The following is a 15,264-nucleotide window of genomic DNA, read 5'->3' as shown; positions in this document are numbered from 1 at the left end:
GCTATGGAAACTAAATTGCGTGACAGCCTGCAGCAGGGCATATATAGAATAATCAATCCTTTTGTTAAGGGATTGATCAAGATAGGTTTAACGCCAAATATGGTAACTACCATTGGCCTTATCCTGAATATTGGTGTAGCGGTTATTTTCGTACTTGGTGCCGAAAAATCAAACCGAGGCGATATGTCGTACATCGGTTGGGGCGGGGCATTGGTGCTTTTTGCAGGTCTGTTCGATATGCTCGATGGTCAGGTGGCACGATTGGGAAACATGAGTTCTAAATTTGGCGCACTTTACGATTCGGTGCTCGACCGTTACAGCGAAATGATTATGTTTTTGGGCATCTGTTATTACCTGGTGGCACACCATTATTTCTTAAGTTCTTTGTTTGCGTTTATTGCGCTGATTGGTTCGATGATGGTGAGCTATACCCGGGCAAGGGCCGAGGGTTTGGGCGTAGAATGTAAAGGCGGTTTAATGCAACGGCCTGAAAGGGTAGTTACCATTGGTGTTTTTGCTATCGCCTGTGGCATTGCTGGCCATTTTATGGGTGGCGGTTATAAAGTGTATGTGCCGGGCATTTCGTTTCATGTTTTCGAAACGATGTCGATTTTTACCATGCCGATTACCTTAATGGCCGTATTAACCAATATTACTGCAGTTAAAAGATTACAGGAAGCCAAAAAAGGCTTAGAAGCACAAGAATTTAACGAGCGAAAAGGAAATAATAAGGCTGCATTGATTGCAGGTTTGGTATTGATAGGAGGTTTGGGCCTTGGACTTTCCGTTAATGCCAATGCACAGGGCACCGATCCTTCTCCGATTACTTTCCCTACACCAAAAGATATCAGCAATCAACTGTTTTACCTGCAGCGCGATCCGAATACCAATACCATCATCTGCCAGTTAAATATAGATAAACATGGGGTGGTGAATAAAGATCAGCCTGTAAATGTATTTTGGATGCGTTATGGGGATAATGGTGAAAAGAAAGATTTAAGTTATATCCAGCGCAAATTCGCTTATGGCATCATTAGCAAAGATCTTGGTAATGGACAGTTCGAACTTCGGTTTACTTCGCACAAAAAACTACCGATGTACCTGAATAAATCTGGTGCAGATAAAAAATACCACGTTTTTGCGACCATTAACAATAAGAAAATGCAACTGGATAGGATCTTCCTTCGGATTGAAGGTGGTACATTTTGGTTTCCGAATGTGAAATATGTAGAGATAAAAGGTTTTGATGTTTCGGAGCCGTCAAAAGTATTGATTGAAAGGATTAAGGTTTAGCGAATGGTGTTGAGGGCTTTGCGAGGGGCGTAATTGCAGGGCGTGTTCTCAACCAATCCGTCATTGCGAGAAGGATTTTTCAGCCGACAGCCTGCCCTGATCCTTCGGGGGAAGCAATCTCTCGAATCGTCATTTCGAGCGAAGTAGAGAACCACGGAGTGCACAGCGTAGCCAAATCTACCTCGGGATAGATCTCTCCCCGCCTGTACGGGCAGGCGTTTCAGTCGAGATGACGACCGAACATAAAGTTAAATGTCAGTCTGAGCGTAGTCGAAGACTAAAAATTATTACCAATGAAAAAGAATTTTGTTTCAAATTCAACCGCATCCATCAGGATGTTTAAGAATGACTTTTTGGAAAGTTTATCCAAAGTCAGGTTTTATGTGCCGTTGATTGTATATGTTCCGGTGATTGCCTTTCTTTTTTGGAAAGCGCTTTGGCAGATTGAAATGCCTGTTTTAAGTTTTGCAGGTTGGTTTTTGCTCGGCCTAGGCATCTGGACCATTACTGAATACATTTTACACCGCTATGTTTTTCATTTCGAGCCAGATGCAGCGTGGGGCAAGAAGATCCATTTTATTTTCCACGGGGTGCACCACGATTATCCCAATGATGCCAAAAGATTGGTAATGCCGCCCTCAGCCAGTATCCCTATGGCTTTGGGCTTTTACTTTCTTTTCGATTGGTTGTTGCCAGAAACTACGGTTTATCCCTTTTTCTCAGGCTTTATGATCGGTTATCTTTTTTACGATATGGTGCATTATGCGCTTCACCATGCCAATTTTAAAAGTGGTTTCTGGAAACAGCTAAAGCAGCACCACATGCTTCACCATTATTCCGATTCGACCAAAGGATATGGCGTAAGCTGGACTTTTTGGGATCACATTTTTAGATCTAATTTTGAGAAAAAATAATATGCAGCAAGATATTTTGCTCAAAAGCAGTTTTTATAATCTTCGGAATATTTATCTAACAGTTGCTATATCTGTTGGATATCTATTGTTATCAGCATTGCTGGTCGGCTTTAAAACCGACCAGCTTGTGCTGATTTTTATTTTTAATACCCTGTTTTATATCTCTGAAGGGACAAGGCGTTTTATCCTTGGCTTTTCGATTTTTATCGTGTACTGGATCCTTTTCGATTACATGAAAGCCTTTCCAAACTATCTTTTTAATGCGGTGCACATTCAAGATTTATATGAGCTGGAGAGAAATATATTTGGCATACCCTACCATGGGCTAACACTTACACCGAATGAATACTGGAAGCTGAACAGTAATACATTTTTAGATGTGTTAACAGGTGTTTTCTACCTGATGTGGGTGCCGGTTCCCCTGGCTTTTGCCACTTATCTTTTCTTTAAAAATAAGGAGCAGTTTATTCAGTTTTCGCTCACTTTTGTGTGGGTAAATTTATTGGGGTTTGTAGTTTATTATGCTTTTCCAGCCGCACCACCCTGGTATGTACAGGAACACGGATTTACCTTTATTGCCAAAACCGCTGGCAATACAGCAGGCTTGGCCAGGTTTGATCATTATTTTAACATCACGCTTTTTCAGGGAATATACAGCAAGGGGTCTAATGTATTTGCGGCCATGCCATCGCTGCATTCGTCATACCCCGTTATTGTTGCTTATTATGGATTAAAAAACAAACTGGGGAAAATCAATATTTTCTTTTTGGTGGTGATGATCGGCATCTGGTTTTCGGCCATTTACACCAGTCACCATTATACCCTCGATGTTTTGGCCGGGATAAGTTGCGCAACAATGGGTATCATCAGTTTCAATTACCTTGTTAAACACACCAGAATGAAGGATTTTATTGCCTTTTATATCAAAAGGATATAAAAATCGTCAGTCTGAAGGGGGTCGAAGACCCTTAATAAGAGAAAACAAAAAAATATTTGTCCTTCGACAGGCTCAGTATGACAATATTTTTTTGTTTTCTCCCAAATGTAAACTGAAACGCTAAGAACCCACTTTCAGATAAACATGCTGCTGATTCCTGTTTTCTTCAGTACCACGAATGGCCATAATGCTATTGGCCTTTGCAAAGTAATAAAACTCAACACTTGCAATCAGAATCAGGGCATAACCAAAAAGTTCTAAAGACTCTTCCGATACATTTTTTACATCACGGGTATATTGCGCTTCCATAACGGCCATCCAGAATACTTTTCTGCCATATAAACGGGCAAAAATATAGGTGGTAAATATACCGGATAAGAGTATTCCGAATGAGAATTTTGAGGCAAAATCATTCATGTTGGAAAGAAATACATCCTTTTTTCTGTAAATAAGAAATGCCGCTAATAACAATGTGCCAAATGCAGCAGTTTGCCAGGCACCATCGAATATGTGCTCATCTAAAAAAGCATCCTGTTCCCTGATCAATGAAGCAAAAGTAAAAGCAAAAAGCCCAAAGGCCAATGGAAACATCGATTTATATTTAAAGGATACGCGCAGGTAAATTAACGCACAGGTTAACAACAGGAGGCTTTGAACAGATTCTACTATAGAATCTTCCGAGAACTTGCTGGCACCCATTTCTTGCGTAACATTCCATTTTAGAAATTCTGCTGTGAGGTAAATGATTGCTCCATAAACAACAAATCTGATCATTGCTGTTCTAAACCCTTTTGAGCCAGGTTTAATTGTGTTTTTTAACATGATAATAAATTTTTAACTATGCTGGAATACCCTACAAGGATTTAGTGGTTACCGTAAAACCATTAAAGTGGCTACAAATTTCGCTTGCCCGGCATTGGCTTAAAAGATCTAAATCGGATATAAATTGGTCAAAAAGTAAGAATGGAGCATGTTGACAATATGATGATGGAAACAGACAACCAGCAATCAATTTGCAATGACGAATAGCGATTGCTGGTAAATCTCAATGGGCTTACCTGCTAAATGGTAAAATAGCCCAAAGTCTTGTGGCCGAGATCCAAGATAAATCCTCACATCACCGATTAAAACTTTCTTAATGATAAAAGATGCTCCGTGTATTGATGGTTAAAACGAAGGTGAAAAATATCACTTAAATTAAATGGCATTTCGTTTGCATTTAATAGGGTTCACGTAAGGTTTATCAATAATATGGTAAACGAATTTAGGAGTAAAAAGGCTGCGGATGCAGCCTTTTTCTATTATTTAAAGATTTATTTTATTTCCATGATCCTTATTTTTATGAGCATATATACGTGTAAGTTTTTATATGCTCAGTAATATTGGGTAGAAAATTCCCCATTATTCCCCGCTCTGATCATTAAACAAAAATTTCTGATTGAAGATTTGAATAAATCGGCGTTTTTTTAGGTATTAAAAATTTATAAACTGAACTGTTAAACCTTGGATCAATGTCAATGTTCATTCGGGAAAAGACTTCTTTTCAAAAAAAGGGACTGGTTTGTTGCCAGCCCCTGTGATGCCCACTAACAATTATTGTTTTTGAAGATAGACGACTAAGTTTCTTCATTTAATTTATAGTGGTAACAGTAAATTCCACATAGGTAGATTTGAACATATTCCAAGAAAGAGGGTACTTCATATATCCCTGTACTTTTCCCCTCTTTTAATAGCAAACATCATCTCAATCGTAATGATGCGAGAGAAACCCATTTATCCCTAATTATAATTTCCCTCTGTAGCTAAATCATAACACGAATAGGTTTCGGTTGATTGAGACAAATTTAGTGCAAGATTAAATGTTCTGAAATGGAAAATAGTTAGAGGGGCAGTTTTACTCCATGAATAGGCATAAAAACTCCATGAACGGCAAATTTAGAAGGCTAGAAACGGAGAAATTTCAGATATGATTTTTAATTGCAGTAAAGTAAATACGAATGTCTTTACTTTAAAGAAAATGGTCATGTGCAGGCTTTTATTGTTTTCTCCCTCCCGAAATCAGATCATTTACGGTATCATGAAATGCCCTAAAATCAACAGGTTTAACCAAAAGTCTGTCGGCATTAGACAGATTATCTATGGAGTAGCTACTGTGCGAACTCACATATATAATAAACCTGACATGGTTTCTGAGCATTCTTGCCACATCAAACCCAGAAATACCCATTTCTATATCTAAAAAAAGAAAATCTATCTTTTCAAATTCCTTAAATGCAGCCATTGTATCAATTGGATCTGTAAAACTACCTTTAAGTTCAAGGTTTTCCATATTGGAAATATAACGTTCTATAATCTTTGTGATGAGGGGCTCATCATCTAAGATTACGCAGCTATAAGTACCGGTTTTTGAGGTATTCATATACAGTGTTTTTGTTTGTGGTAGCAAAAGCTTTACTAAGCTAGTTATTTGTACAAAAAAATAAAATAAATACTTTTAAAATCCTATCACCAGTTACCAGAAGGAAGACAAACATATTCAATATCCGTTAGCATATTTACATTTTTTTAATTTCTAAAGGCTAAAATGATGGTTTGCCCTTAATGTCTTTTAATATTGCAGAGTTGTTGTATTTTAGTTCCCACAATACATGATGCCTGACCTAAGAATACTGATCCTTTAATACATGCTCCACAATTATTTTAAATACCTTAATGTTACGGAAACAGAAGAAAAGTGGGGGTTCTATAATACTTCTGTAGGTTATTCGAAGGTAGCACCTGATGAAAATTATCCCGGAGAAAAACATCCGGAAAGCAATCACCTTACCTGGAACAGGGGGCGTACACTTAACGATTTTTACATCGTATTTATCTCGAAAGGTAAAGGTCTTTATGAATCGGCATTAACACTGCCAACACCAATTGCTGAAGGGACTTGTTTTGTGCTTTATCCGGGTATCTGGCATCGTTATAAGCCGGATATTAAATCAGGTTGGGAGGAATACTGGGTTGGCTTTAATGGCTTTTACGCTAAACAATTGATGGGAAATGGGTTTTTTGATCACCAAAATCCTTTACTCACTGTTGGTTTGAATAAAGATATCCTGATCCTTTTTCGAAAACTAATTGATGCAGTGCGCGCGTCGCTAACAGGTTATCCACAACAGATCGCGGGTATTACGCTACAGATACTTGGACAGATCAATACCCTTACAAACCATTTACTGCATCATGATGATCCGGTAGGAAAATTGATCTACAAGGCCCAGTTTATTATACATGAATCTTTTGAAAATACGCTTGATATGGAAGAACTGGCAAAACAACTTCCAATGGGATATTCTGCCTTCCGTAAAGCCTTCAAAAAAGTAACGGGCGAATCTCCCAACCAATACCACCTCAATTTGCGGCTAAATCGTGCAAAAGATCTCCTAACCAATACTTTATTGAATATCAACGAAATTTCTGAGCAAACAGGATTTGTATCTGTATTTTACTTTTCAAAACTTTTCAAAAAGAAAAACGGTATATCGCCTAAAGCCTATCGCCTGTTGGAAAATGTGATGCCGCTGGATTAGTCATTATTCACAGGTTAAATGGTTTTTATGACAAAATCTACGATATTCCCCTTGGGGTTAAAAGCTACGGTTCCGTTTTCCTGGCTTTTAATTAAACTATCTTTCCCATTAATCCTGACTAAATAATCACTTGCCGGTTTTAAGCCTTTTACAGCTACAGAATACAAACCTTTTGAATTTATTTTTCCTGCAATCGTTTTTTCATCCCACAAATTAATTTTCAGATCTAATTTTGTACGGGTAATACCTTTTATTTCCAGTAGCATTGTCTCTTTATTCTGGTGGTAGTAGGTAAGTACATTAGCTTTTTTGCCTGCACCAAAGTGTTCCGTGCTTTTGACTGAAAAATTTGTTGTGTTCAATAAATAATCATTTTCTGTTAATGCTACTTGATAAACTGTTCCCCTGAGGGTATAATTAAATGCTGTACCATTCAGTTTGCTGGTCATGTTGGGTTCTAAACCCATCCGGTTCCATTTTGGCCTTAATCCGTACAGATCGCGGTAAAGGGCGGTTATACTGGTACTGATTCCTGCTAATATATCATCACCGAGGCCCTTTTGTGTTACACGGCTATATCTTTGCGAAGAAAGTCCGTCTTTTTGATACTGCGCAAGCAGGTTATTGATGTATTTTAAGGCGATAGCCTTATTGTAACCTGCATAAGCCCTAACGCCGAGATAACCCCACGTTGGAAAAATATCGCCATTTTCGTACTTTGGAAAAGGCCAGTTTCCACCACTAACTTCCTCTATTTTAAACGAATCGAAACATAATGGCCAATGAAATAGGTTTTCTGCTTTGGAACGGTCTGCAATCTGATCTAAAATCTGACTGATCCGCTCACGATCATCGCATAAACCAAAGGCAATAGCTGCGAAATTTACAGGTGTAACCAGGTTATCACCATGGATACTATTATCTTTATCTCTCCAATAAACATATTGTTTCTTTTCAGCCGACCAAAAGCCACCATCATGAGTCGTTTTGTTGAATGCTGCTTTAAGCCGTTGAGCAACTTTCGAATAGTAATCTGAACCTGTTTGGTTCCCTAATATTTTTTCGCAGTTTGCCCACAGGTTTAATGCTTCGTATAACTGTGCATTAACAAAAGCGTTTTCGTAACTTGCCCAAACAATATCAAGCCAATCGCTGGCTTTTTTTTCTGCGATGTTGTTGTTCATCATCTCAAAAATACCATTATGATTGCTATCGCGTCTGATTAACCAGTTGAGTGCTTTTTCGCAGCTTTTCTGATGCGACCTCAGCCAGGTGGTATCTCCGTTCAGATCAAACAGTTCGCTTGCATTGATTATATAACCTGTTTGCGAATCGACTGTATAACCCCACATCGCTTCATAATAGCCTGTTTTAGGATTGTAAGTGCCCTTGATTTCATCGCCTGGAATATCGTGCCATCGGGAAAGTACACGCCCATCAGCGAGCATCGCTTCATCGCGCTCCTGGTTGAGGGTTGCAGCCATGTTGCGATCGTAGTTGGGGTCGTTGACGGCCAATCCGATCTGGGCAAAAAATGGCTCGTGAAGGCATTTCCAGTTGGTAAGCCATCCGTTTGCCCCAATAATATTGTTGTCTACTACACCATATCGCCCGGTGGTGTTCAACAGTTCCCGTACTGCAATGGCATCTATTTCTGGTAATTTACCCCTTGAGTAGGTCTTAAAATAATCAACATAGGCTAAGGTAAGGCTTAGGGTAGTCTTACCTTTTTTTACCATTGAGGGTGAAAACACATCAAAATGCCCGGCCATATAACGGCTTAAGTGATAACGTTGAGCCAGTGGGGTATCGGTAACCATTTGTGTGAAGGTAAATGTGCCGAGTTTGCCCTGAGAGAATTTGGCGGCTATTTTTTGATCATTCGAAACCTTCGGACTGATCTGAAGCGCATCTCCCGATACTGCGTTCCAAAAGGTTACACCGCCTGTATGAACGCCGTAAGTATCATTTTCCTGCCCGAGGTATTTGCACCAAACCATACCTCCGTTATCCAGTATTCCGCCCTTAAATGTAGAAAGATTGGCAAAATTCCATTGCGGGAAAGCCTGATCCTCCAGGAGCATATTGTCAGCATAAGTGCGCTCAATATTCCAGATAATGCGTTCGCCGATTATCTTAAAAATCCAGGTTTCAGTCACTCTGGCCTTACCTTTACCATAAGTAATGCCATTTAACGTAATTCCTGATGCGCTTTGTGTAACCTTTATCTCGCTTGAGTGAAGTGATGTGATATTGTTTTTCTGTAAAGTGACGCCAGTTGAAATTCCCGATGGAGAAAGCGTATTCTTGCCCTTTAAATTCAACTCCTTTAGGAAACAGCCCTTCGAATAATCGATCAGTATCGAAATACTTTTATCCGGGACAGTGATATAAACGGTTTTATTCTTTTGATCGTGTAAGATGGGCGATTTTAGTGCTCCACAAAAAACGCTTATGGGTAAAAAAAGACAGGTGAAAATAAAGAATATGGGTTTAGGGAATATCATACTGTTGATTTGTTTTACCGTTTTAATTGTTTGTAGGTATATAGATTAGCCTGATGGGGCCCAGCAAACCTGTTCTTTTTAAAGGTGAGTCAGGATGGTAAGGGTTAATCCCCGACCATGTTTCGCGTTCTTTTTCTGGTACAACTCTATCGCCGATCATTCGGTTTACCCAGGTATTAACCACATCGATACGGACTTTATTAATTCCCTGTTTCAGTGCTGATGAAACCTTGAGTCGATAAGGTGCTGTCCAAACCCCGCCAACATATTGATCGTTTACCCAAACCTTAGCCATATTATTTACTTCACCAAGATCGAGATAAACATCATTGTTTTTTATATCAGAAAGCTCAATTTCAAATGTGCTGTTATAGATGATATTTCCGGAAAAGTATTTAATGAGTGGATCACTCGATTTCGAAAGATCTTGTAGCCTGGTTAGTTGTATGGGATTTGGGTTGCTAAGCTTTCCGTCGAAATTTAATTCCCAAACATTGTTCTGTTCATTAATGCTGATTGGTTTAGGGAAATTCTTTTTGCCCGCCAGGGGTTTGCCATTTGTTCTAAACACAATAAACATACTTTCATATGGCTGTAGTTCGATAGGAACCATAGTAACATCTTCCTGAGCTGAAAATTCAGGGAGTATACGCATTGAACCATCTATCGGGTTCCATAACTCAGGTTGTTTGCCTTTAATACGAAAGGCAATACTGGTACTTTGCAGGGCTGGACTCTGATTGGTTATAAAATAAATATCTCCATCATCAGTCTTCCTGTGGTTAAAATTTAGAGGCATTTCAGCAGCGAATTTACAATCTGCTATCGTGCCAATTTTTGCGAATACTTCTTCAAGGCTTGTTCCGTTAAATATCCTTCCTTTCCCAAATTTAGCTGATCTAGCCTGAGTTCCATCGGCACCTTTCCACAAAGCTGCAGCCATTTTTTTTACCAGGAGATCTGAGCCGGGCTGATTTTTTAAACTTGGCGAGCCAACAGGTGGGGGACCTAAAACAATAGCACCATCGGCAACCAATTGTTTGATTTTTAATAGTAATTCAGGTCGCATGGTATTGATTTTGGGAAGGACCAATACCCGGTAAGCGGTACCATGTGGCAGGGTAATTAAACCATTTTTAACCTGGGCATCACGTAAAATCACTTCTGCATTGATATAATCGAACTGATAGCCTTTTGGAAGTGCAGGATCTTGTACACCAGTCATTTTTGGTACATCTTCACCAATAAAATAGGCAACATCAGCAATATTAAGTCCCTGGCGGAGCATATAATTACAGCGTTTAAGATAATCTATAAATAGATCCATGTGCGAAAACCAGGTGTTGTTTCGGTTAAATTCTGTACCAAACCAGGCGTTGGTTCCCGGGAATCTGGTCGAGTCTGGCTGGTGAACATATACGTGTAATAAGGTATTGTTAATTCCTTCGGCAAAATATTTGTCGGTGCGCTGTTTGGTATCAGCGGGTACACGCGAGAAAGCCGGCCCTCCACTGGTATTCGATTCGGCCGAGACTAAATTTTTGCCGTAAATGTGTGCGCAAGACGATGCCGCACGGTTTTCGATATTACCCAGGTCGTTTTCCCAGGAAGGGGAGTTGCTGGGCAGCCAATACTCGCCTCCAACTTCGTCTGATTGACCGCCATACATCAGAAATTCTGCAGGAAAACCCCAATGGCCATAGTTTTCGAGCCAGGTGCTTAAACCGTACCTGTGGCAAATTTCTCTAAATCCACCTACATAGTCATAAGCTATTTTATCGGCAATCAGTCGGCGTAAATCCCACAAAAACCGATCCGACTGGCGCTGGCTACCTACTACTTTTCCGAAATATGCAGGCAGATAAGGAAGTGCATCGTAACCATATGTTTTCTTGAAAGATGAGAGTAAGCTATCTGTGAAATTCTGCCCGCCAGATTCGTAGCTATCTTGCACCACAACTTTAAATGTTCTGCGGTCGTTTGCAGGGATGCGTTTCAGTATTTTGCCAATAAAGGCATCAAAATGCGCAGTAACATGTTGTTTACTCATTTTGTCTACTTCCAAACCTGTCCCATCCGGACCTCCGGGATTATTGGTCACACCTGTTGGTGTCATACCGGTGCGCAAAATGATCCATTCTCCTTTAGGAACCTTCCAGTTGAGTTTTCCATCAGCAGTAAGGTATTTTGAAAGATCCAATACTTTTGTAGGGTCGATATTGCGCGATAAATCTTTTGCTTCCGGTTGTTTGCGCCACATGTAATAATCCCATTGGGGCAGCGGATCCTGAAACATCTTGGCAAAGGTTTTTGCAGCATAGTTTTCTATTTTTGGTGCGGCCGAAAGTGCTATTTCTGTAATACCGCCCTCATTACGTTTATTCACAATCAAAAGCCTGAATTCTTTTGCAGTTGTCTCATCAATCGACACAACGACAGGAGCAAAGGGCTGGAAACCTACAATCAAGGCCAAATGGTGCCAATCGATATTGAATTTGGAAATGGTTTGAAAATGACTGCCTTTTTTTGCCTGCAATTCGAATGAGGCATTGATATTGGCATGCGAAGGATAGATACTTAGGCTCCGTGCAGTAAAATTTTTAGCCGTATTGAGATTGATTGTGATATTTTGGTTTTCGGGTAGCGCAGCATCTGTAAGCTGGCTACCATCAAATAAGTTATCCGCATTTTTTAGCGCTGGATTAATGCTGATTTTGGCATTTGATCGATCGAGTATTAATCGTTCATCTATAGGCGCAGGATAAGCAATTACCTTTACATCTTCGAACTGTTGAGTTGGTCTTTTTAAAATGGTGCTGAGCTTTAACGGCCCTTTTACCCTCAGTTCTGTACTGGCAAGGTAACGCATGGCTTCGTTGGGTTTGATCCAGGGGCCGCCGGCCTGCGTCCATCCGGGTGAATTGAACATGCCGATCTCTATGCCCAATTCTGACGCTTTTTTTAATGCGGCATGGGTAATGTCCCACCATTCATCACTCATTAATTTTACATTCCTACCGCCAGGGTAGGGATCAAAATAGATGTTCCCAATAAATGCACGGTTAATCCCCACTTTTTTCATCGCTTCCAGATCTTTGATGACACCGGCTTTGGAAATATTGCCAGACATCCAATACCAATAGATACTGGTTTGAACGGAAGCTGGTGGTGTAATAAAATCCTTTTCTAAAGCATTATTTTGTGCAGAACAAAAAGAAATGCAGGCGATAAACAATAATGAAAGATAAAATTTTATCATGAACAGATTGGTGCTATTTGGTTTGACGGTTAAGGTGATTAAATACACTCACATGAAACACAAATTTAAGGCATTTTTGCACCAATCAGCTTTTCCAAAATGGACTTTCATTTGTCCTTTTTGATATAAGCTAAAATATAAACCTGATCAAAAACTGTGTTTCGTGATGTTTTACAGTTTTTAAGGAGAACTCAAAACCATGGTTTAAGAGGATTTCGCGTACCAGGGTTAATCCAATTCCCTGGCCATCTTTTTTAGTGCTAAAAAATGGGCTGAACAATTGTTCGGTGTCCTGTTGAGAAATGCCTCTTCCGGTATCAGAAATAATCAGTGTTCGTTTTGCTTTATCCAAGGTAAACTTAACTGTGCCCTTACTTTCGACGGCTTCTATTGCATTTTTTACAATATTGATCAGTGCCTGCTCCATTTGCTCCACATCAGCCGAGATGAAATAGGGTTCCTCAGCAGTTTCAAATTCAATCTTTATATTTTTCTCGTTTGCAGTGAAATACATAAGTTCGGATACAGATCTGATCAGTTCCACCAGATCAATTTTCTTCCTGTTTGCCTCTGGTAATTTAACCAGATCGGCAAAATTGCGCATAAAAACATTCAGGTTCTGGTTCCGGTCTACCGCAACCTTCATTGCGTTTTTTAAAGGGTGATCCTGTGGGTTTAACCAAAGCGCTTGTTGAGCCAATGCGGTGTTGATAATTGAGTTTACAGGCCCAACCGTATTGTTTACTTCGTGGGCCATCATCCTGATCACTTTACTGTAAACACTCTTTTCTGCAGCAAAAATTTCGGCAGTTACTTCTTCCAGCATGATGAAAATACGCTCGAAACCGCGGTCTATGAATTTCGATTTTTGAATTTTGTAAGTGTGAAGTCCATTAACGCGCAACATTTTAGAACTGCCTGTTTGCATTTCGTGGAGCTGATTTTCCAACAGCTTGGGGTTGTCGGCCAAAATTTCGCTTGCCTTTGGGTTAATCTGTTTAATTTGCCTGTCATAATCCAGGATAATAATGCCCGTAGGGGATGTTTGAATCAGCTTTTCGAGAAAAAAATGTTGTTCCTGCTGTTTGGTTCTTTCGGTTCTTAATTCATCAATCATCCGGTTGTAAACATCTACGAGTTCATCTACCTCTTTTTTACCCGTTGCTACAAATTTAACATTGAAATCTTTATCCTTTATGGCCGAAATACCTTGTTTTAAATAAGTAAGTGGTGCAATTAACTGTTTATATAAACTCAGTGAAATCAAGATCGAAATGATTATAAATACTTCGGCTACCAGGAAAATGAGTTTATTTTCTTGAAAAATGAAGTAACTCATCACCAGGTAGACGAGGTGGAGGATCACTAAAAACAGGATGTACTTAGTCTTCAGTTTCATTAAAAGGGATTTGATATTTTTCCAACCTTCGGTACAAGGCGTTTCGTGTAATGCCCAAAGAAGCTGCGGCTTTGGTAATCCTGTTTTTATGGAAATTCATGGCCTGTTTAACCATCTCGGCCTCCATCTGATCTAAAGTCATGGTACCAACACCAGGCAATTTTACTTTCTCATTTTTTAAAGGAGATAAATTTAATTGAGATTGAAAATCGTCAATACCCAGTTCATTTTTATGGCTGATTAAAACGGTCCGCTCAACAAGGTTTTTTAATTGCCTGATGTTTCCGGGTAAAGCCAATTGCTGCAGCCAACGCATGGCAGGTGTGGAGATAGACAATTCAGGACGGTTATAAATCTCTTTCATGTTATTGATGAAGAAATTGACGAGTAAGGGGATATCCGACGGGCGGGCCCTTAAAGCAGGTAAGTGGATGGTAATTAAATTGATCCGGTACAATAAATCTTCCCTAAACAATCCCGAGTTTACCATTTCGTTCAGGTTTTTATTGGTGGCACAAACCACCCTGGTATCAACCGTTTTGGTGCGGCTACTGCCCAACACTTCGTAGGTCCTGTCTTGCAGCACCCTTAATAACTTAACCTGACTTGAGGCTTCCAGATCGCCGATTTCATCTAAAAATATGGTGCCTTTGTTTGCCATTTCGAAACGGCCCGTTCTATCGAAACGCGCATCTGTAAAGGCACCCCGAACATGGCCAAACATTTCACTTTCAAATAAAGAAGTAGAAATACCGCCAAGATTTACCTTAACAAAAGGTTTATTTGCCCGGTTGCTGTTTTCGTGAATGGCTTCTGCAATCAGTTCTTTTCCGGTTCCGCTTTCACCGGTAATGAGAATGGAAGCATTTGTGGAGGCCACACGTCCGATGGTTTCCAAAATAGCCAAAAGTCCCGGGTCTTCACCAATGATCTGCTTAAAATTGTATTTTTTATCCAGTTCTTTTCTGCTTCCGGAGATTGCTTTTTTGCCGTTTAACTGCAACAAAGTTTCTACTGATTGCAGTACATAGTCGTTGTTCCATGGTTTATTGATAAAATCGTTTGCACCCAGTTTCATTCCCTGTACTGCAAGTTCGATACTTGCCCAGCCTGTAATCAGGATAATGGGTAGGGAAGCATCAAAAGACCTTATTTTTTTGAGCAATTCCATTCCCTCTTTACCCGAAGTATCGATAGAAAAGTTCAGATCTAAAATAACCAGTTCAGGCTTTTGGGTTTTAACCACCTCAAAAGCCTGAACCGGATTGTCTGTAGTAACGGTTTCACTCCCAGTGCTTTTTAAAAGAAGTGAAAGTGACGTCCTTACAGCTATATCATCATCAACAATTAATATCATACGCGAAGTTAAGATAAGTA

The 15,264-nt window shown here is 39.7% G+C and carries 10 protein-coding genes; 4 read left to right on the top strand and 6 right to left on the bottom strand.

The window, feature by feature from the left end:
- Positions 1-3 precede the first annotated feature (3 nt).
- From AC04Q1_RS14240 to AC04Q1_RS14230, 3 genes are all read left to right on the top strand, one after another.
- Positions 4-1,293: a DUF4833 domain-containing protein gene (locus tag AC04Q1_RS14240; protein ID WP_478365255.1), complete on the top strand. Its 1,290-nt coding sequence runs from the start codon at positions 4-6 to the stop codon at positions 1,291-1,293.
- Positions 1,294-1,586: 293 nt separating this feature from the next.
- Positions 1,587-2,207, top strand: a complete 621-nt coding sequence (locus AC04Q1_RS14235) for a sterol desaturase family protein (RefSeq protein ID WP_478365254.1) — start codon at positions 1,587-1,589, stop codon at positions 2,205-2,207.
- A gap of 1 nt (position 2,208) precedes the next feature.
- Complete coding sequence (locus AC04Q1_RS14230; protein ID WP_478365253.1) at positions 2,209-3,144, top strand: phosphatase PAP2 family protein; 936 nt, start codon at positions 2,209-2,211, stop codon at positions 3,142-3,144.
- Between the two features lie 120 nt (positions 3,145-3,264).
- Here AC04Q1_RS14230 and AC04Q1_RS14225 read toward each other — a convergent pair whose 3' ends face one another.
- Positions 3,265-3,966 (bottom strand): hypothetical protein, encoded by a 702-nt coding sequence (locus AC04Q1_RS14225; protein ID WP_478365252.1) that lies wholly within the window; start codon positions 3,964-3,966, stop codon positions 3,265-3,267.
- Between the two features lie 1,213 nt (positions 3,967-5,179).
- Positions 5,180-5,563 (bottom strand): LytR/AlgR family response regulator transcription factor, encoded by a 384-nt coding sequence (locus tag AC04Q1_RS14220; protein WP_478365251.1) that lies wholly within the window; start codon positions 5,561-5,563, stop codon positions 5,180-5,182.
- A gap of 265 nt (positions 5,564-5,828) precedes the next feature.
- On the opposite strand from AC04Q1_RS14220, the gene AC04Q1_RS14215 reads away from it, so the two are divergent.
- Positions 5,829-6,722, top strand: a complete 894-nt coding sequence (locus AC04Q1_RS14215; RefSeq protein WP_478365250.1) for an AraC family transcriptional regulator — start codon at positions 5,829-5,831, stop codon at positions 6,720-6,722.
- Positions 6,723-6,736: 14 nt separating this feature from the next.
- On the opposite strand, the gene AC04Q1_RS14210 is transcribed toward AC04Q1_RS14215, so the two are convergent.
- From AC04Q1_RS14210 to AC04Q1_RS14195, 4 genes are all read right to left on the bottom strand, one after another.
- Complete coding sequence (locus AC04Q1_RS14210; RefSeq protein WP_478365249.1) at positions 6,737-9,229, bottom strand: alpha-L-rhamnosidase-related protein; 2,493 nt, start codon at positions 9,227-9,229, stop codon at positions 6,737-6,739.
- 22 nt (positions 9,230-9,251) lie between these two features.
- Positions 9,252-12,488 carry a glycosyl hydrolase gene (locus AC04Q1_RS14205; protein ID WP_478365248.1) on the bottom strand — a complete coding sequence of 1,079 codons (3,237 nt, stop codon included), beginning with the start codon at positions 12,486-12,488 and terminating at the stop codon, positions 9,252-9,254.
- A gap of 130 nt (positions 12,489-12,618) precedes the next feature.
- Positions 12,619-13,887: a sensor histidine kinase gene (locus AC04Q1_RS14200; RefSeq protein WP_478365247.1), complete on the bottom strand. Its 1,269-nt coding sequence runs from the start codon at positions 13,885-13,887 to the stop codon at positions 12,619-12,621.
- A complete protein-coding gene (locus tag AC04Q1_RS14195; protein ID WP_478365246.1) occupies positions 13,871-15,244 on the bottom strand; it encodes a sigma-54-dependent transcriptional regulator in 1,374 nt (457 codons plus the stop codon). The genes AC04Q1_RS14200 and AC04Q1_RS14195 overlap by 17 nt, the downstream gene beginning before the upstream one ends.
- Between the last annotated feature and the right edge of the window lie 20 nt (positions 15,245-15,264).

This window comes from Pedobacter humicola (assembly GCF_056490705.1).
This window is presented reverse-complemented; position numbering and strand designations above follow the sequence as displayed.

What these genes read in the sequence shown, in the direction of transcription:
- AC04Q1_RS14240 (WP_478365255.1), top strand. Translation starts at nt 4, where the DNA reads ATGGAAACTAAATTGCGTGACAGCCTGCAGCAGGGCATATATAGAATA.
- AC04Q1_RS14235 (WP_478365254.1), top strand. Translation starts at nt 1,587, where the DNA reads ATGAAAAAGAATTTTGTTTCAAATTCAACCGCATCCATCAGGATGTTT.
- AC04Q1_RS14230 (WP_478365253.1), top strand. Translation starts at nt 2,209, where the DNA reads ATGCAGCAAGATATTTTGCTCAAAAGCAGTTTTTATAATCTTCGGAAT.
- AC04Q1_RS14225 (WP_478365252.1), bottom strand. Translation starts at nt 3,966, where the DNA reads ATGTTAAAAAACACAATTAAACCTGGCTCAAAAGGGTTTAGAACAGCA.
- AC04Q1_RS14220 (WP_478365251.1), bottom strand. Translation starts at nt 5,563, where the DNA reads ATGAATACCTCAAAAACCGGTACTTATAGCTGCGTAATCTTAGATGAT.
- AC04Q1_RS14215 (WP_478365250.1), top strand. Translation starts at nt 5,829, where the DNA reads ATGCTCCACAATTATTTTAAATACCTTAATGTTACGGAAACAGAAGAA.
- AC04Q1_RS14210 (WP_478365249.1), bottom strand. Translation starts at nt 9,229, where the DNA reads ATGATATTCCCTAAACCCATATTCTTTATTTTCACCTGTCTTTTTTTA.
- AC04Q1_RS14205 (WP_478365248.1), bottom strand. Translation starts at nt 12,488, where the DNA reads ATGATAAAATTTTATCTTTCATTATTGTTTATCGCCTGCATTTCTTTT.
- AC04Q1_RS14200 (WP_478365247.1), bottom strand. Translation starts at nt 13,887, where the DNA reads ATGAAACTGAAGACTAAGTACATCCTGTTTTTAGTGATCCTCCACCTC.
- AC04Q1_RS14195 (WP_478365246.1), bottom strand. Translation starts at nt 15,244, where the DNA reads ATGATATTAATTGTTGATGATGATATAGCTGTAAGGACGTCACTTTCA.